The organism is Paraburkholderia sp. CNPSo 3076 (assembly GCF_026343935.1).
GTDB lineage: Bacteria > Pseudomonadota > Gammaproteobacteria > Burkholderiales > Burkholderiaceae > Paraburkholderia > Paraburkholderia nodosa.
In genome coordinates this window covers 196,714-212,254 of record NZ_JAPMAL010000012.1, presented here as the reverse complement: position 1 = coordinate 212,254, position 15,541 = coordinate 196,714, and the positions used below count along the sequence as shown (strand labels likewise).

The 15,541-nt window shown below is 65.7% G+C and carries 16 protein-coding genes and 1 rRNA gene; 7 read left to right on the top strand and 10 right to left on the bottom strand.

The window, feature by feature from the left end; genetic code table 11:
• Nucleotides 1-117 precede the first annotated feature (117 nt).
• The 4 genes from rrf (at nucleotide 118) to M3A49_RS16125 (ending at nucleotide 2,543) form a co-directional block, all read left to right on the top strand.
• Nucleotides 118-231: ribosomal RNA gene (gene rrf, locus M3A49_RS16140) — 5S ribosomal RNA — on the top strand.
• Between the two features lie 530 nt (nucleotides 232-761).
• Nucleotides 762-1,439 carry a CsgG/HfaB family protein gene (locus tag M3A49_RS16135; protein ID WP_266229538.1) on the top strand — a complete coding sequence of 226 codons (678 nt, stop codon included), beginning with the start codon at nucleotides 762-764 and terminating at the stop codon, nucleotides 1,437-1,439.
• A 58-nt stretch (nucleotides 1,440-1,497) separates the two neighbouring features.
• Complete coding sequence (locus M3A49_RS16130) at nucleotides 1,498-1,863, top strand: DUF4810 domain-containing protein (RefSeq protein ID WP_254356312.1); 366 nt, start codon at nucleotides 1,498-1,500, stop codon at nucleotides 1,861-1,863.
• 14 nt (nucleotides 1,864-1,877) lie between these two features.
• Nucleotides 1,878-2,543 carry a DUF799 domain-containing protein gene (locus M3A49_RS16125; protein ID WP_266229536.1) on the top strand — a complete coding sequence of 222 codons (666 nt, stop codon included), beginning with the start codon at nucleotides 1,878-1,880 and terminating at the stop codon, nucleotides 2,541-2,543.
• A 93-nt stretch (nucleotides 2,544-2,636) separates the two neighbouring features.
• On the opposite strand, the gene rpoD is transcribed toward M3A49_RS16125, so the two are convergent.
• The 4 genes from rpoD to M3A49_RS16105 form a co-directional block, all read right to left on the bottom strand.
• Nucleotides 2,637-4,619 (bottom strand): RNA polymerase sigma factor RpoD, encoded by a 1,983-nt coding sequence (gene rpoD / locus M3A49_RS16120; protein ID WP_266229535.1) that lies wholly within the window; start codon nucleotides 4,617-4,619, stop codon nucleotides 2,637-2,639.
• Nucleotides 4,620-5,031: 412 nt separating this feature from the next.
• Nucleotides 5,032-5,436 (bottom strand): hypothetical protein, encoded by a 405-nt coding sequence (locus tag M3A49_RS16115; RefSeq protein WP_266229534.1) that lies wholly within the window; start codon nucleotides 5,434-5,436, stop codon nucleotides 5,032-5,034.
• Between the two features lie 147 nt (nucleotides 5,437-5,583).
• A complete protein-coding gene (locus M3A49_RS16110) occupies nucleotides 5,584-6,021 on the bottom strand; it encodes a GFA family protein (protein ID WP_266229533.1) in 438 nt (145 codons plus the stop codon).
• Between the two features lie 259 nt (nucleotides 6,022-6,280).
• Nucleotides 6,281-6,622 (bottom strand): helix-turn-helix domain-containing protein, encoded by a 342-nt coding sequence (locus tag M3A49_RS16105; protein ID WP_028202491.1) that lies wholly within the window; start codon nucleotides 6,620-6,622, stop codon nucleotides 6,281-6,283.
• 79 nt (nucleotides 6,623-6,701) lie between these two features.
• Between M3A49_RS16105 and M3A49_RS16100 the strand changes: the two genes are divergently transcribed.
• The 3 genes from M3A49_RS16100 to M3A49_RS16090 all read left to right on the top strand — a co-directional run bounded on the left by M3A49_RS16100 (nucleotide 6,702) and on the right by M3A49_RS16090 (nucleotide 8,140).
• Entirely contained in the window at nucleotides 6,702-7,598 is an 897-nt protein-coding gene (locus M3A49_RS16100) for a hypothetical protein (protein WP_266229531.1), read from the top strand.
• Nucleotides 7,546-7,794, top strand: coding sequence for a hypothetical protein (locus M3A49_RS16095; protein WP_266229530.1), 249 nt, complete (start codon nucleotides 7,546-7,548; stop codon nucleotides 7,792-7,794). The genes M3A49_RS16100 and M3A49_RS16095 overlap by 53 nt, the downstream gene beginning before the upstream one ends.
• Nucleotides 7,795-7,861: 67 nt before the next feature.
• On the top strand, nucleotides 7,862-8,140 hold the full coding sequence (locus tag M3A49_RS16090) for a hypothetical protein (RefSeq protein WP_266229529.1): 279 nt from the start codon (nucleotides 7,862-7,864) through the stop codon (nucleotides 8,138-8,140).
• Between the two features lie 29 nt (nucleotides 8,141-8,169).
• On the opposite strand, the gene bcsR is transcribed toward M3A49_RS16090, so the two are convergent.
• Genes bcsR through bcsE form a run of 6 tightly spaced genes read right to left on the bottom strand, consistent with a single transcriptional unit; the run spans nucleotide 8,170 to nucleotide 15,492 of the window.
• Entirely contained in the window at nucleotides 8,170-8,379 is a 210-nt protein-coding gene (bcsR, locus tag M3A49_RS16085) for a BcsR/BcsP family cellulose biosynthesis protein (protein WP_254356305.1), read from the bottom strand.
• Entirely contained in the window at nucleotides 8,379-9,965 is a 1,587-nt protein-coding gene (bcsG, locus tag M3A49_RS16080; RefSeq protein ID WP_266229528.1) for a cellulose biosynthesis protein BcsG, read from the bottom strand. The genes bcsR and bcsG overlap by 1 nt, the downstream gene beginning before the upstream one ends.
• Before the next feature lie 39 nt (nucleotides 9,966-10,004).
• Complete coding sequence (gene bcsA, locus M3A49_RS16075; RefSeq protein WP_266229527.1) at nucleotides 10,005-12,599, bottom strand: UDP-forming cellulose synthase catalytic subunit; 2,595 nt, start codon at nucleotides 12,597-12,599, stop codon at nucleotides 10,005-10,007.
• Nucleotides 12,596-13,429 (bottom strand): cellulose biosynthesis protein BcsQ, encoded by an 834-nt coding sequence (gene bcsQ / locus M3A49_RS16070; RefSeq protein ID WP_266229526.1) that lies wholly within the window; start codon nucleotides 13,427-13,429, stop codon nucleotides 12,596-12,598. Before bcsQ ends, bcsA begins: the two co-directional genes overlap by 4 nt.
• Complete coding sequence (locus tag M3A49_RS16065) at nucleotides 13,426-13,629, bottom strand: hypothetical protein (RefSeq protein WP_028202484.1); 204 nt, start codon at nucleotides 13,627-13,629, stop codon at nucleotides 13,426-13,428. The genes bcsQ and M3A49_RS16065 overlap by 4 nt, the downstream gene beginning before the upstream one ends.
• Before the next feature lie 9 nt (nucleotides 13,630-13,638).
• Complete coding sequence (gene bcsE / locus M3A49_RS16060) at nucleotides 13,639-15,492, bottom strand: cellulose biosynthesis protein BcsE (RefSeq protein WP_266229524.1); 1,854 nt, start codon at nucleotides 15,490-15,492, stop codon at nucleotides 13,639-13,641.
• Nucleotides 15,493-15,541: the final 49 nt, after the last annotated feature.

The following is a 15,541-nucleotide window of genomic DNA, read 5'->3' as shown; positions in this document are numbered from 1 at the left end:
GGTTGAGAGAATCGCGTGTTGTGCCGGAAACAACACAACCCCAATTGAGCAACACCTCTTTACGCTTCTTCCCGATTGGCTGTGGCGCAGAACCCTGCGACGCAGCAACCCGTCATGCCTGATGACCATAGCGAGCTGGTCCCACCCCTTCCCATCCCGAACAGGACCGTGAAACAGCTCCACGCCGATGATAGTGCGGATTGCCCGTGTGAAAGTAGGTAATCGTCAGGCTCCTTATGCTGTAACGTCCAGAACCCCGGTAGCTCCGAAAGAGCACCGGGGTTCTGGCGTTTGGGCGTGAGAAAAGAGACGATCATTCCCAGCGACTGATTTATTCGCGGTCGATAGCAAAAGCGAAAATCTCCAAACCGCTTTGAATAGCATTTCATGCGTGCGTCAATACGCCTCAGAAATCGCGTAAATAAAAATTCAATTCGCATTAAATTGCAGATTTCCTAAAGTTTCTCCCTAACCCGGCCGATACATGCGTGTGTAGTCATTAACTACAAACTAAAGACCACACGCTACACCAATAAGAACCGGGGAGCTTCCACGCATGCGCTCGCGTGCGGGAAGCGAGAAACATGCACGACCGCTGGAATGACTGCGCGCGCAGCGACGCACTGCGCCCTCTATCTCCGCCGCAACGACGCTTGCGAGGACGCCCTGCATGCTCCGCTTGCACGCCGCCGCCGTCTGGCACCGCATCTCGCCGATCTCCCCTTGTCCAGCCGTTTCTGTCCTGACAACAAGGAGAATTCATGAAATCGTCCAAAACGTGCGGTGCGGTCCTCGCCGCCATCGCCATCGTGGCCCTTGGCGGATGCGCGACGGAGTCGTCGCGCTCGCTGCCGGTGCCGCCTGTCGCCAGCGCGCAGCGCCCTGCCGTCGGCAAGCCGGTACAGATCGCAGTCGGCAAGTTCGACAATCGCTCGAGCTACATGCGCGGCATCTTCTCCGACGGCATCGACCGCCTCGGCGGCCAGGCAAAGACCATCCTGATCACGTCGATGCAGCAAAGCGGCCGCTTCAGCGTGCTCGATCGCGACAACCTCGACGAGATCCGCCAGGAAGCGGGCTTCACCAGGAAAGCCCAGGCGATCAAGGGCGCCAACTATGTCATTACCGGCGACGTCACTGAGTTCGGTCGCAAGGAAGTCGGCGATCACCAACTGTTCGGCATTCTCGGCAGCGGTAAAAACCAGATCGCTTACGCGAAGGTGAGCATCAACGTTGTCGACACCACGACTTCGGAAGTCGTCGCGTCGGCGCAGGGCGCGGGCGAGTACAGCCTTTCGAACCGCGAGATCGTTGGCTTTGGCGGCACAGCGAGCTACGACTCGACGCTCAATGGCAAGGTGCTCGAGCTCGCGATCCAGGAAGCGGTTAACCATCTGGCCGACCAGGTCGACGCGGGCGCGCTGCGCACCGCGCACTGACCGCCCACATCGACCGCGCTACACGCTGGATCAAAACAACTACTCATACGGGGTTTTCATGAAATACATCGGCACGCTTCGGGGACTCTGCCTGCCCATCACGGCGGCAACGCTGCTGCTCGCAGGCTGCGCGAACACCACGCCGCCGCTCTACCAGTGGAGCGGCTATCAGCCTGAGGTCTACGACTACCTGAAGGGCGAGAAGGCGCCGCAGCAACAGATCGATGCGCTCGAGAAGTCGCTGCAGGAGATCCGCGCGAAGGGCAACATGCCGCCGCCCGGATTCCATGCGCAACTGGGCTTGCTCTACGCGAACGTCGGCAACGACACGCAAGCCATGCAGGAATTCGACGCCGAGAAGCACCTCTTCCCGGAGTCGTCGACCTATATGGACTTCCTCATGAAGAAACCGAAACAACAATAAGTGAGCGTACCGATATGACCAGATTTTCAACTCTCAAGCTCTGGCTGGCTCTGTCCGCGCTCGCATTGCTGGCCGCCTGTGCACAGCCGGTCAAGCACGCGGACTACACGGCGTTCAAGAATGCGCGCCCGCGCTCGATCCTCATACTGCCGCCCGACAACGCGACGACGGATGTGAATGCGTCGAACAGCATGCTCTCCCAGATGACAATGCCGCTCGCCGAGGCGGGCTACTATGTGATTCCGGTCGCGGTCATGGAAGAAACGTTCAAGCAGAATGGACTGACGACGGCGGGCGACATCCAGCAGACCCCGCCGGAGAAGTTGCGCGAGATCTTCGGCGCCGACGCGGTGGTGTACTCGAAGATCACGCAATTCGGGACCCAATATCGTGTGCTCGACAGCGCGACGGTGGTGACGGCGACGGCGAAACTCGTCGATCTGAAAACCGGCAAGGTGCTGTGGCAAGGCGCGGCAAGTGCCAACAGCAACGAAGGCAACAACAGCAGTGGCGGCGGCTTGATCGGCATGCTGGTGATGGCGGCGGTCAAGCAGATCGCGAATTCGCTGACGGACAAGAGCCACGATATCGCCGGTATCACGAGCTATCGTCTGTTGCACGCGGGCCCGCCGACGGGCCTGCTCTACGGTCCGCATTCGCCGAAATTCGGCACGGACTGACCGGCGTTCGCGTCGCATAAAGAAAAAGCCCGTCACCGGAAGGTGACGGGCTTTTTTTCAATCCAGCTCCGGAGAGCGCAGCAATAAAACTGCTTAGCGCTCCAGGAACGGACGCAGCTTGTCGGCGCGGCTCGGGTGCATCAGCTTGCGCATCGCCTTGCTTTCGATCTGGCGGATACGTTCGCGCGTCACGTCGAACTGCTTGCCCACTTCCTCGAGCGTGTGGTCCGAGGTCGTGTCGATGCCGTAGCGCATGCGCAGCACCTTCGCTTCGCGCGGCGAGAGCGCCTTGAGCGCCTCGTCGATGGCAGCGCGCATGTTCGCGTGGATCGCCGCATCGGCCGGCGAGGCCGAACCTGCGTCCTCGATCATGTCGCCGAGCGTCGCGTCGCCGTCGTCGCCCACCGGGCTTTCGAGCGAGACCGGTTGCTTGGCGATCTTGAGGATGCCGCGCACCTTCTCTTCGGTCATGCCCATACGCGCGGCGAGGTCCGCCGGATGCGCTTCCATGCCTGTTTGCTGCAGGATCTCGCGCGAAATGCGGTTGAGCTTGTTGATCGTTTCGATCATGTGCACCGGCACGCGGATCGTGCGCGCCTGGTCGGCGAGCGCACGCGTCACGGCCTGACGCACCCACCACGTCGCGTACGTCGAGAACTTCCAGCCGCGGCGATATTCGAACTTGTCCACCGCCTTCATCAGGCCGATGTTGCCTTCCTGGATCAGGTCGAGGAACTGCATGCCGCGGTTCACGTACTTCTTCGCGATCGAGATCACGAGACGCAGGTTGGCCTTGACCATCTCGCCCTTCGCCTGACGCATCTTCGATTCGGCGACGGTCATGCGGCGATTGATCGCCTTGATCTGCTGCAGCGACAGCGATGCAGCCGCTTCGATCTCGGCGAGCTTGCGCTGCTCTGCCTGGATAGCCGGCAGGCTGCGCTCGATCGAGGGACCGTACTTGCTCGACGCGGCTGCGGCGCGCACGCCCCAGTCCAGATCGGTTTCGTGGCCCGGGAACTGCTCGACGAAGGCTTCGCGCGGCATGCCGCAGCGATCGACGACGATGGAGAGCACGTTGCGCTCGATCGCGCGAATCTGCGCGACCTGCTCGTGCAGCAGCGAGCACAGGCGGTCGATGGTGCGAGCCGTGAAGCGGATCGGCGCGAGTTCCGTCTGGATGTCGGCGCAGATCTGCATTTCCGCAGCCGAGGCGCGCGCATTGGCGTCCGACGTGCAGGCCATCTGTTCGAACAGCGTGCGAACGCGCGCGAAGATCGCGAGGCTGTCTGCCTTCAGCTGCGCGAGCAGGGCTTCGTTGGCCTTGCTGTTGTCGGCGTCGCTGTCTTCGTCGTCGCTCGAGTCGTCCGACTCTTCTTCTTCCGCTGCCTGGACTTCGACTTCTTCGCTCGCGTCCGCGTCGGCCGCCGTGGCGGGTTCCTGCGCGGCTTCGTCGCTGCCGATGCCGTCGACGAGTTCGTCGATGCGCATCGCTTCAGCCGCGACGCGGTCGGCGTCGGCGAGGATGGTCGCGACGATCGACGGGCATGCCGCGATCGCCTGGATCATTTCCTGGAGGCCGTCTTCGATGCGCTTCGCCACTTCGATTTCGCCGGCGCGCGTGAGCAACTCGCTCGAACCCATTTCGCGCATGTACATGCGCACCGGGTCGGTCGTGCGGCCGAATTCGGAGTCGACGGTCGAGAGCGCGACTTCGACTTCTTCGTCGGCTTCGTCGTCGGCCTGCCGGTCGGCGCGGGAATCTTCGTTCAGGAGCAGCGTGTCGGCGTCGGGCGCCTGTTCGTACACCTGCACGCCCATGTCGTTGAACGTGGCGACGATCGTTTCCAGCGCGGCCGTCTGCGCGAAGTTGTCGGGCAGATGGTCGTTGATGTCCGCGTGGGTCAGATAACCGCGTTCACGGCCGAGCTTGATGAGCGCCCGCATTTGATGCTGGCGTTTTTCGAGTTGCGAGCCTGCGTCCATGGGCGTCGTATCGCCGGTCTTGTCTTTGGACGAGCGGCGTGCGGGGCGGGCAGACGAGGTCAGCGCGTCGTCCCGGTCATGGCTTGTCAATACATTCTCCTCGAAGGGATAGCCCGACAAGGGCAAAAAAGGTCACGCGCCAGCGGCGTGGCGTCCTGGCGATGACGAAATTGCAGGGGAGTGGGCGGGGGCGCATGCCGGTCCCGCCAAGCGAGCGCCAAACGTCTGACGACGTGGCAGCCTGGATTTTCGTGCAATGCAGAAAGACCGCGTATGGTAGTGCGTTACGGCATGCGAGGCAACCCGAATCGTCGTGTTTGCGGCACATTGTCCGCCTTCAGGGTCGTATCGTTTGCTAGCGCTCCGCCTTACATATTTCCTACATGAGTCCCTTAGACCATTTTTCAAGCGAAAAGTTCACGTATTTGTCACTCGCCTGGCCTATGACGCGCTGTTATTCCCCGCTAATTCCCTGTTGTCCGATCGCCATGCGTGGCAGCGCTCACGCGCGAATTGCGACAATCCGTTGAACGCGTTTGCCGGAGGACCGGTTGACCGCCTCCTCGTCGAGCGCGATGGTCGTGCCCTCGAGCGCGGCGGTGACGAGCGCCGGGTCGAAAGCACTATATAGACGCCCCGCTGGGTCGCGCGCGCTGTCGCCGTCAGTGACGCGCCAGCTCAGATAGAGCACGCCGCCGGCATCGAGCAGTTCGACGAGGCGGCGGCAGGCCGGGCCGATCTGCGCGACGGGCAAATGCATGATCACGGTCTCGCAGAGGACGTTGTCAAAGCTCGCGGCGGGCACACCCTTTAGCTCGGGCAACGTGGCACGACGCGAAGGTTTCGCCCATTCGGCTGCGTAGCCTGCGGCGCCACTCGTGTACGTCTCGATCGTCATGGAGTCCATATGGGGCTCGCCGTTCTTGTGACAAGAGGAAGGAGGCTTCGAGACTAGCCGATCAACGCGACGACGGGCAGTAGCACAGTGATACCGGTATGGCCGCTGCCATGCTCGCCTGCGGCAAGTCACGCGATGCACACGACACGCGCGGCGTCAGGGCGGGAATTCGTCGTACCGGGGCAGCGAGTCGGCAATCTCGAACCACGGCGCTTTCGAGCGCACGAAGATATGGCCGGCGGGGCGGATGTCCGGCGGATCGGTCAGCGTGCCGAGCGTTACGTGCACATACGCTCCTTCGCGCACGACTGAATAGAGCAGTGAGCCGCAGCGGCCGCAATGCACGTCGTGGGCGGCCTGCGGATCGCCGTAGATCATCGTCTGCCCTGCGCCCTCGGTGAGTCGCAGCGCCTCGCTTTCGATGCCCGCGAACGGTTTGAACGCGGAACCCGTGGCACGGCGGCACTGCGAGCAGTGGCAATTGAACGCGTAGCGGAACGCATTGGCTACCGCATAGCGCACGGCGCCGCAAAGGCACTGGCCGCGCAGCGTGGCGGGAGCATTCGTGTGGGTGGGGGCAGTGTCGGCGGACATGATAGAGGCGGCGCTCTGGTGGCAAGTATCGAACATTGCACACGTACGGCTGGCGTGTGTGCCCTCACATCATACGTTTGAGTCACCCGCGGCACAGAGAAACGCAAAGGTCGCCACATATGGGGATTGGCCGGCCGGTCATGGCCTCCGCACGGTTCGTGGCGGCCCTGTAGCCTCGAAATTCGCGGCGAATTTCCCATGGATGGTTACCTTTCGCGCCCTCGTGCACAACACACCGCCTAAGCCCACCCAGGCGAATCTACGCGGCCCGTTCCCTCAGTTCCTTCAATCCCTTGATGACGACGAGCAGCGCGCGGCCGTGCTCTTCCGAGCCGTCCCACGCCTCGACGATCGCATTGCGCAGCAATTCGTTGTAGGCGGCCGCGTGCCGACTGGACGGCGGCGCCTGCACGCCATAGAAACTGCATAGCTTATTGAATGACGCGCTCCGGCGTACCCGCCGTCCGTTCGACGTGCGAAGACGCGAGACAGTAGGTTGGCTGACCCCGGAAAGCCGCGCAATTTCGCTGGCAGAGCGTGAATCGTCCGATAACCGCCGCAGCAGTTCCTGCACCGGAAAATAAGTATCTGGGGCTTCCATGTCATGCATTATACCTATACAGTAACGGTTATTGAATTGCCCGCCAAAATCGGCGGGTGGCTGCATTCCGAGGAAGTCGATGGCTCTGAAACACCTACCGCCCACGTTTTGCTGGTCCCGCATCGGGCCAGAGGCTGGCGTTGATCTCCCCACACTGATCCTGCGCAAGGAGTGGGAGCGTCGGCAGGGCGGCGGGCGCTTCCTGTGGGGCATCGGCCAGTCGCTCGGCAGCAGCGCTCAAGTCGCCGCGCTGCGCACCGGTTCGCTTCTCGCCCTGTTCTCGCCGGCGGCAAGCCGCCCACGCGCCACGCAAGACAAGCGCGGCAAGCGTGCCGGCGTGGTCGTCTGGAATGCGTGGGTCGATGCGAGCGGCCAGGTGCGCCAGCTTCCGCAGCACGTGTTCGTCACGAGCAGCGCCACGCTGCCCTCGGGCGCCGCGCGCGAGCATCACTACGCGCTCGTGTGCGTCTCGCCAACTGAACTGAGCGTCGGCATCTCGCTGCGGGTGGTTCCGGAGCGGCTACGCAGCGTGAGCACGGGGAAGCCGCCAGGTCGCTCGCAGGGCACGGTGGTGGTGGATTGCGTCGAGCGCGCCGCCCAGGCGGGCGGCAAGAGCCATCCGCTCGTGTTTACGGCGGAACTGGAGGCGCCGTACTTCGTGCGGCTCACGCAGCCCACGCTCGTCAAGGCGCGCGACCTCGCGGCCATTCACGAGGCGTCGCGCATGGGCGACTTCGACACCTACACAGATCTCACCAAACGCGTGCGCAGCGAGGCCTGCGCGCAGCAGGCGCGCGGCGTCACGCGCGATCTCTTCGACGTGCCGCCTGCCGAGCACACAGCGTCTTCACGGCTTGGCGGCGCAAGAACGCGCCACGTCTCCCGGGCGGGAGACTGGACGCAGCTCACAATGGAACTCTTCCATGGCGATTCACATCCCTTCACAAGAGGCCGAGGCCGCGCAACGCTTTTTTGAGGCGAGCCGCAACGTCGACCGGGCATTTCGCGCCCTGCGTGCCGATGCCCACGACCACGTGGCAGCGCGGCTTGGCTATGGCGCCGCGCAATCGCGGCTCGACCACGCGCTGGACGAACTGGCGCGTGCCGAGGCGTTGTTCGATACGGTTACCGACGTCCAGGCGCGTCAGATGATAGATCATCAGGATCACTGAGGAACTGGCGCGATGACCCGCGAAGCGGCGCGCACCGGCACGGGTCCCACTACGCTGGTCGCCGCCCATGGAGGCGCTCGTCAACCTGGGCGCGGGCTTCGATACACAGCTTTACGGCGCGCCGGCCATGTATCGGCGTTTCGTGGAGCAGCAGCGGATCTGGCGCTTCGGCCTCGATCCGCAGACGCTGCCCGCGTTTCTCGCGCCCTACGGCTGGCGCGTGCTCGACCACCCCGAGCCCGAGGCATTCGAACGGCGCTACATCGCGCCCACGGGCCGCTCGCTGACCTGTACGCCGCTGGAGCGCTGTGTCCTCGCGCAACGCGTGGCGCACGGCGGATCCTGATCGCGCTGCAGAGGCGGGTTCGCGCTAACTCAGCCTTTTTCCCCTGCAACCGGCAGCTCCAGCACAGCTGCCACGAGCGGCCAGCGCTTCGCGGCCGCCTGCCAGGCGTCCTCGGCCTGAACGTCGAGATAACGGTCGCGGTCCACGCCCTCGACGAGACGCGCGAGCGCATCGATATCGCCCGGCAGCGCGGGACCACTGCGCAAACGCCGGCCGGCCCCCCACAAGCGTATCGCCATTACTTGCCCTCCACCCACACGCCGTCCGGCGTATGGATCACATAGCCGGTGGGCGTCGTCATCGTCACCGTGCCTTCGTTTTCGCCGACCATGCGCGTTTGCGGCAGGTTGTTCGCATACTGCGCGAGCGGCGGCGCGCCGGTGGCGAACGGGCTGTGCGCCACGAGATTCGAAAGCAGCTGCGCGAGCGCGAGATAGCTCGTGGGCGTGTCAATCGTCGTCACGCCGCCGGTGTGCTCGCTGCCGGCCGGCAGACCCACCACCTTCACGCCCACCGGCACGTGGACGATGTTCGGCGTGGGGATCTCGCGCATGCCGGCAATCTGGTTCTCTTCACCGCGCAGCGCCGCGCCGTGCTCGGGCACGAACACGATGACGGCGCGCCGACCCGATTGCGCGACGAGATTGATCAGCTTGTCGACGTCGCCGAGCAGATTCTGCAGGCGGATCGGGTACGACTGCAGGCTCGTGAGATTGGTGTTCGGAGGCGGCAGGCGGTTGCCATCGTGCATCGAGACCGTGTTGTAGTAGAGCGCGACCGGGCCGCCGCCCGCGGCGATGCGCTGCTTGTACCAGCGCGCGAGCACGTCGTAGTCGCCGACCAGTGTCGAGCCGTCGAACTCTTTCATCGCTTCCGGCAGGCCGTCGTTCGACGGAATCGTCACGCCCGGCACGCCGATTTCATTGGTCACCGTGCTGCGGAAATTGTCGAAGCGGCCGTTGTGGTTGAGCAGCGCCTGCGGCTTGTAGCCCGCTTGCGCGAGTTGCACGAACAGGTGGCACTCGGGCGGTGCGGGATCGTAGAGCGCCTTGTGCGGTTCCTGCCCGCAGCTCGCGCGCAGCACGCGGATTGCGGCGGGCCCGCTATAGCTCGCGCCGGAACTGAAGTTCTGGAAGATGTAGTCGAAGCGCGAGAAGAGCGGGTTGTTGCGCATCTTCACGACATCCATGTCGTCCCACGAGAGCGAGCAGATGTGCACGACGATGATGTCGAACTGCGCGTTCGCATCGGTGGTGAGCGGCGTGAAGTTCACGTGCCGGCCTTCCTCGTTGGCGCGGAACGCCGCGAACTGCTGGTCGTAGCTGCCCGACTGCTCGTCGCGCTTCTTGCCCGTGCCACCGTCCTCGTCGCCGTTGCTGGCGAGCGAAGCGTTGGCGGTGGCGTTCGCCACGAATGTGCCCACGCCCTGCCAGACAGGCATGACGACGAGCGCGATCAGCACGAGCGTCGTCACGCGCACCCAGCGGTTGATGAGGAAGTAGAGCAGCACGGCGATCACCGCCGACACGACCATCGAAAGCGAAATCACGCGCCGCGTGAGCTCGAACATGTACGAGGGCGTGAAGGTGAGGAGCACGGGGATCTGCGAGATCGCCCGGCCGATGTCGGGCATGCTCGACTCGTGGTACGCAATGGCGATGCCCACGATCACGGCGACTACATCGCGCGCGATACGCAGCCACCGGTTGTGCAGCGGCACGAGCAGCAGGATGACGAAAGCGAAGTTCATCCACCACTCGGGCTTGAGCGTGCCGATCGAGTAGAGGTACAGCTTGGCGAGGAAGTAGAGATTCCAGAGACCCATAGTGTTTCGCGTTCCAGGGGGTAGCGGCGGTTCCGGTTATCAGGGTTGGCGGACCTGGCCGGCCCGGCGTCGCGTGAAGAAGCTTTCCAGCGCGTCGAAGAACGCGTCGATGAGGCGCATGTAGCCTTGCCAGCTCAGCTCGATCAACTGAACGAGGCCGTGCAGCGGCGCATCGGAGGGCGGCACGTCCTCCCACTCGAGCCAGGCATCGGCGCGGCCGAACGTGCATTCCACGAGCTTGCGCTCCGTCTCCACCGTCATGCCGACGAAGCGCACGCCGAGGTGCCGGTCGGCCAGACGCGCGACCACGGCGGGGAAGTCGTGCTCCAGCACGCCGCGCGCGAGCGTCACGTTGATGCGCTCGCCGGGCTCGAGCTTCGCTACGGCGTCGGCGGGCAGCATGAGACCGAGGCCGCCCATCGAATAGTTCTCGGTCTTGCAGGCGAGCGTGCGGCCGTCGGGCAGCGTGAGCATGGCGGGCACGCGCAGCGGAATGCGGTGCGCCACGCGTACCTGCTTCGCCTCTTTGGCCACGCCCAGTGCGAGACCGAGCACGGTGAGATTCACGGCGGCCCAGAAGAGGTTCATGAACACGGTGGCGGGCTCTTCGGTGCGCCAGATCGTGAGGCGTCCGATGCCCGCGAGCACGGAGAACGCGTTGATCGCGAGCAGCACGAGATAGGGCTTGGAGATCGTCCAGTCGAGATACTCGTGCTCGATATGCCCGCCCTTCGAGGTCACGTTGAACTTGCCGAGCTTCGGGTTGATGAAGGCCATGGTGGTGGGCAGCACGATGTACCACGCGAGCACGGACTCATAGGCTTCCGCCCAGAACGAGTGCCGGTAGCGTCCCTGGATGCGCGAGTTGGCGATCGCGGCAATCACCAGATACGGCAGCACGTAAGCGAGGATCACGGGCGCGGGCGTGTTGATCACGTGCAGTCCGAAATACAGGTACGCGCCCGGCATCACGAGGAAGATGAGCCGCGGGAAGCCGTAGAAGAAGTGCAGCATGGCGTTGCTGTAGCACATGCGCTGGAAGAACGAGAGTCCCTTGCCGATCCACGGATTGTCGATGCGGAAGATCTGCGTCATGCCGCGGGCCCAGCGAATGCGCTGGCCGATGTGGTCGGCGAGGCTGTCGGTGGCGAGGCCCGCCGCCTGCACGGTGCGCAGATAGGCCGACGTATAGCCGTGGCGATGCAGCCGCAGCGAGGTGTGGGCGTCCTCGGTCACGGTCTCGGTCGCGATCCCGCCAATATGCTCGAGCGCCGCGCGCTTGATGACCGCGCACGAGCCGCAGAAGAACGTGGCGTCCCAGAAGTCGTTGCCGTCCTGGATCAGCCCGTAGAACAGGCTGCCTTCGTTGGGCACGCGGTGGAACGTGTCGAAGTTGCGCTCGAACGGATCGGGCGAGAAGAAGTGGTGCGGCGTCTGCACCATCGCGCATTTTTTATCGGCGAGAAAGACGCCCACGGTCGTTTGCAGGAAGGAGCGCGTGGGAATGTGGTCGCAGTCGAAAATCGCGATGTACTCGCCCTGCGTGAGCGGCATCGCGTGATTGATGTTGCCGGCCTTCGCGTGCGTGTGTTCGTCGCGGCGCAGGTAGCCCACGCCCGCCTCGCGCGCGAAGTCGCGGAATTCGTCGCGGTCGCCGTCGTCGAGAATGTAGACGCGCAGCTTGTCGCGCGGCCAGTCGATCGAGCTTGCCGCGAACACGGTTGGCCGCACCACCGAAAGCGGCTCGTTGTAGGTCGGAATGTAGAGGTCGACGATCGGCCAGTCGGCCGGGTCGTCGGGCAGCGGCTGCGGCTTGCGGCGCAGCGGCCAGGCGGTCTGCACGTAGCCGAAGATCAGCACGATCCACGTGTAGAGCTCGGCGGCATAGAGGATGTAGCCCACGATGGCCTCGGCGGGGCTCGACAGATGCAGCGTTTGCGTGCTGCGCCACCAGACGTAGCGGCCCGTCATGAGGATCGAGAGCATCACCATGAGCATGGTGGCGAGGCGCCCCGGCAGGCGGCGCGCGATCATCACCACGACGTACACGAGCAGGAACAGCAGCACCTGGCCGGCGAACGGCAGCGGCGTCGTGCACACGGCGACAGCCGCGACGAATGCGAGCCACAGGAGGCCCTGGCGCAGGAAGGGCACGCTGTCGAGTGCCGCCGAAAGCTTCTCGAGCTGCTGCTCGATGCCTTCCCACGGCACGTCGGGCAGACGGGCGCCGACTGCCGCGCTCGCGCGCGAGGCGCCGCGATAGATGGGTTCGAGCCGTCTGTCGAGCCACGCGCGCAGCGCGAAGCGATGGTGTCCTTGCGGCGCCTTGTGAAGCTTGCGCAGATCGGCGGCGAGACGCTGACGCGCGCGGCGCGGGCGCAGAAAAATACGCAGGAGCCACGCGCCGACGCTGCGGTCGCGGCCCATATTCAGCCGCTGGCCGATGTCCTGGCCGATCCGCGCGAAGGCAAGTGCGGGCACGTCGCGCTGGCCTGGGCGCGGCGGCCGGAAGAAGGCGCGCAGCAGCCACTGGCCGCCCGGCGCATCGGGCGCCAGATTGAACTCGGGCGCGCTCAGGCGGCGCAGTGAGGTCCAGAACGCCATCCACAGGGCGACGATACGCTCGCGGATCATGGCGTGCTCCCGCGCGCAACGTGTTGCGCGAGCAGTTCGTCGGGTGCGTCGAGGCTCGCGCCCGTGCTCCAGTGCGAGAGCCACGAGGCGATGCCGTGAAGGTCGTGCGCGGCCTGCGAGCTGGGTGCGCTCAGGCAGAAGTTTTCGCCGGCGGCGAGCGCGGCGGGCACGCCGGTGTCCGCATGCACGAGATACGGGAGCATCGCGGCGCCGAGGCGCGCGCGCAGCAGCGCAACGACGTCCATGTGCAACTGGCGCGCGGGCACCACCGCATTGGCGACAAACACGCTGCGCTTGCCCGCGCGCACGAGCGCAGCGATCAGGCGCGGCAGCGTCGCGCACGCGGTGGCGCAGGGTGTGAGAATGCCGAGCACGAGGTCGGCGGCATCGATCGCCTGGCGCGCGTGCGCCGAGGGCCACGTGCCCGCATCGACGAGCGCGATCGTATGCGCCGGCAGGTCCACGCGGGCGAGCAGTTCGCGCAGCCAGCCGGGGCGCGCGTCGAGCAGGGCGCTGGCGTCGTCGTCGCGCGGGTCGTCGGAGGCGTTGCCATCAGTGAGGCTGCCCCATGGCAGCACGAGCACGCCGTCGTCGCTTTGCAGCGCGGCTCGCGACCAGGCGTCGCCAGCGCCGGGACCGCCCGCCAGATGCGTGACGAGCCCTTCGCGCGCGCTCTCGCGCAGCCCGAAATGGAGCGCCAGCACGTTGCGCGGGTCGCATTCCGCGGCGAGCGCAACATGTTCGCGTGCCGCCAACAGACCGGCGAGCGCCGCGGTGAGGGTGGTGCGGCCCGCACCGCCCACGCTGGAGACGATGGCGATGGTTTTCATCGGCGCGGCCCCGTCTGGCTGAAGCGGCGCTGGCCGCGAATCAGCAGGGCGTCGACTTGCGGCGGGAGCTGGAGCGGGCGCGAGCGCGCGGGGCGCAGCCACATGGGCACGAAGCGCCCAAGACGCAGGCGCCAGCCGATCCAGTAGAGCGGCACGCCGAGTATCAAGCCCCAGACGAAGTAACCGAGGAAGATGTTCATGTCGCTCTCCTATGCTTTGAGCGGCAGCGGCGTGCGCTGCGGCGCGGCTCGCGGTTTCGCGTTGTCGGTGCGCGCGGCGGCGTCGAGCGCAGGCAACAGGTCGCCGTTTATGGGAGCGATGTCGACTGGCACCGCGGGTTGCGGCGCTGCGGTTTCTGTTGCCGCAGCCGTTGCTGTGCCCGGTGCGATCGCGGCAGCCGCCGCTGGCGGCACGGTCTGGCCGTTGGCCCGCACGGAGACGGCGGCGGGCGCGGCGGGCTGCCCCTCGTTGATCGCGAGCCAGCCCGAATAGTCGGGCGGCGGCGTGGTGTCGATTTCGTCGCCGAGCGTGGCCAGCGCGTCCGTGATCGCGCGGCCGTCGCCGTAGCGCTCCTCGCCCTGGAACAGCTCGGCGAGCGGCCGCTGGAACACGCGCTGGCACACGGCGTCGGCGTCGCTCATGCGGCAGGCGAAGAAGAACACGTAGAGGCTGTCGCCGCTCGCCGTCACGATGTCGCCCGCGCGGCGCAGATGGCACGCCTTGAGCGCATCCACATGCGCGACTTCCGGCATCAGCGCGAGGCGAATCAGCACGCTCGGCAGCTGGATCACGCGGCTGCGCTCCACCGCCGCGCCTACGAGTTCGACGAAGTGCGCCGCGCCCACGTAACCGCTCTCCTCGCCATGCACTACGGCGGCGAGCGCCGCACGGTAATCGGCAGGCATGGGCCGCGAATACACCTGGCCCAGCAGACTGTCGACGATGGCCTCGACCTGCGCGAGCGGCGTCTGCCGCGCGATCACGCGGTTCGCGCCGAGGTTGAGCATGAGCGACTCGTAGCGCATGGCCACGGCGTCCTCGCGCACGATGATCTTGAGCGCTTCGCCGCACTGCAGGCGCAGCGTGTGCACCTGCTCCGCGAGCATTTCGAGGTCGCGGTTCACGCTGAAATCGAGAATCACCGTGGCCGCGACTGAGGTGCGCGCGGCGGCCACCGCTGCCTCGTTGTTATCGACGATCTGCCAGGCCTGCGGCAGTACGCGCTCGTGCAGCATCGCGTCGCGCGAAACGATCACACGGCCTTCGTCGGGCGCGAGCAGGCCCGCCTCGCCGATCTCGCTTTCGAAGGTGCCGCCGGAAACCGTGAGCCGGTGATCGGCGGCGGAGAAGCGCAGCGGTACGCTCTGGCTGCCGTGCACGGCATCGCCCGCGCGCCAGAACGCGACTTCCCAGTGATACTGTCCCTGCACCTGGTGCAATTGCGCGGCGCCCGCGAAGCGCGCCTGGAAGGCGGCGAGTTCGGGATGCTCCTGATCGTCGCCGAGGCCGGGGGGCGCTGCCACCATCAGGACGCCGTAACGATGCTGCGCGCACCAGCCCGCGAGCTGCGCGCCCTGGCCTGCGAGCGCGGCGGGGTCCTGCCAGTTGAAGAACGCCTCCGCGCCTTCGATGAAAAACTGGCTTTCGGGCGCGGCGCACTGCGCGGCGAGCGCGTCGAGCGCTTCGATCAGCACTTGCGCGCCGTCGCGCTCCGGCAGTGGGCGCAGCGCGCAGACGTTTGCCCACGCATGTGTCGAACCGCTCTTGTCGAGATCGACGCCATGCTCGCGCAGCGCGGCCGCGAGGCTCGCGCCGTCGCGCGTGGAAAGTACGGTGGCGGGACCCGTGAGCGCGGCGGCGGCGGTTTGCCAGAACAGTGCGTCGCGCGCGGGCGAGGCGTTCGCGTAGACCACGTGCACCTGGCCCGCGCCGAGCGAAGCGAGCGAGGCCGGCAGGCCGTCGATCGCGAGCGGCTCGCGGCGCGCGAGCCGCGAGAACAGCGAGCGGCGCGTATCGCGGCCGGCGCCGGCGGGCGCAGCGGGGAGGGTGGCGGGATCGTTCATCGTGTCGCTCGTCTCGCGGGTTTCATCGTTGTCATGTGCGCTCGTTCAG

What these genes read in the sequence shown, in the direction of transcription:
- M3A49_RS16135 (WP_266229538.1), top strand. Translation starts at nt 762, where the DNA reads ATGAAATCGTCCAAAACGTGCGGTGCGGTCCTCGCCGCCATCGCCATC.
- M3A49_RS16130 (WP_254356312.1), top strand. Translation starts at nt 1,498, where the DNA reads ATGAAATACATCGGCACGCTTCGGGGACTCTGCCTGCCCATCACGGCG.
- M3A49_RS16125 (WP_266229536.1), top strand. Translation starts at nt 1,878, where the DNA reads ATGACCAGATTTTCAACTCTCAAGCTCTGGCTGGCTCTGTCCGCGCTC.
- M3A49_RS16115 (WP_266229534.1), bottom strand. Translation starts at nt 5,436, where the DNA reads ATGGACTCCATGACGATCGAGACGTACACGAGTGGCGCCGCAGGCTAC.
- M3A49_RS16110 (WP_266229533.1), bottom strand. Translation starts at nt 6,021, where the DNA reads ATGTCCGCCGACACTGCCCCCACCCACACGAATGCTCCCGCCACGCTG.
- M3A49_RS16105 (WP_028202491.1), bottom strand. Translation starts at nt 6,622, where the DNA reads ATGGAAGCCCCAGATACTTATTTTCCGGTGCAGGAACTGCTGCGGCGG.
- M3A49_RS16100 (WP_266229531.1), top strand. Translation starts at nt 6,702, where the DNA reads ATGGCTCTGAAACACCTACCGCCCACGTTTTGCTGGTCCCGCATCGGG.
- M3A49_RS16095 (WP_266229530.1), top strand. Translation starts at nt 7,546, where the DNA reads ATGGCGATTCACATCCCTTCACAAGAGGCCGAGGCCGCGCAACGCTTT.
- M3A49_RS16090 (WP_266229529.1), top strand. Translation starts at nt 7,862, where the DNA reads ATGGAGGCGCTCGTCAACCTGGGCGCGGGCTTCGATACACAGCTTTAC.
- bcsR (WP_254356305.1), bottom strand. Translation starts at nt 8,379, where the DNA reads ATGGCGATACGCTTGTGGGGGGCCGGCCGGCGTTTGCGCAGTGGTCCC.
- bcsG (WP_266229528.1), bottom strand. Translation starts at nt 9,965, where the DNA reads ATGGGTCTCTGGAATCTCTACTTCCTCGCCAAGCTGTACCTCTACTCG.
- bcsA (WP_266229527.1), bottom strand. Translation starts at nt 12,599, where the DNA reads ATGATCCGCGAGCGTATCGTCGCCCTGTGGATGGCGTTCTGGACCTCA.
- bcsQ (WP_266229526.1), bottom strand. Translation starts at nt 13,429, where the DNA reads ATGAAAACCATCGCCATCGTCTCCAGCGTGGGCGGTGCGGGCCGCACC.
- M3A49_RS16065 (WP_028202484.1), bottom strand. Translation starts at nt 13,629, where the DNA reads ATGAACATCTTCCTCGGTTACTTCGTCTGGGGCTTGATACTCGGCGTG.
- bcsE (WP_266229524.1), bottom strand. Translation starts at nt 15,492, where the DNA reads ATGAACGATCCCGCCACCCTCCCCGCTGCGCCCGCCGGCGCCGGCCGC.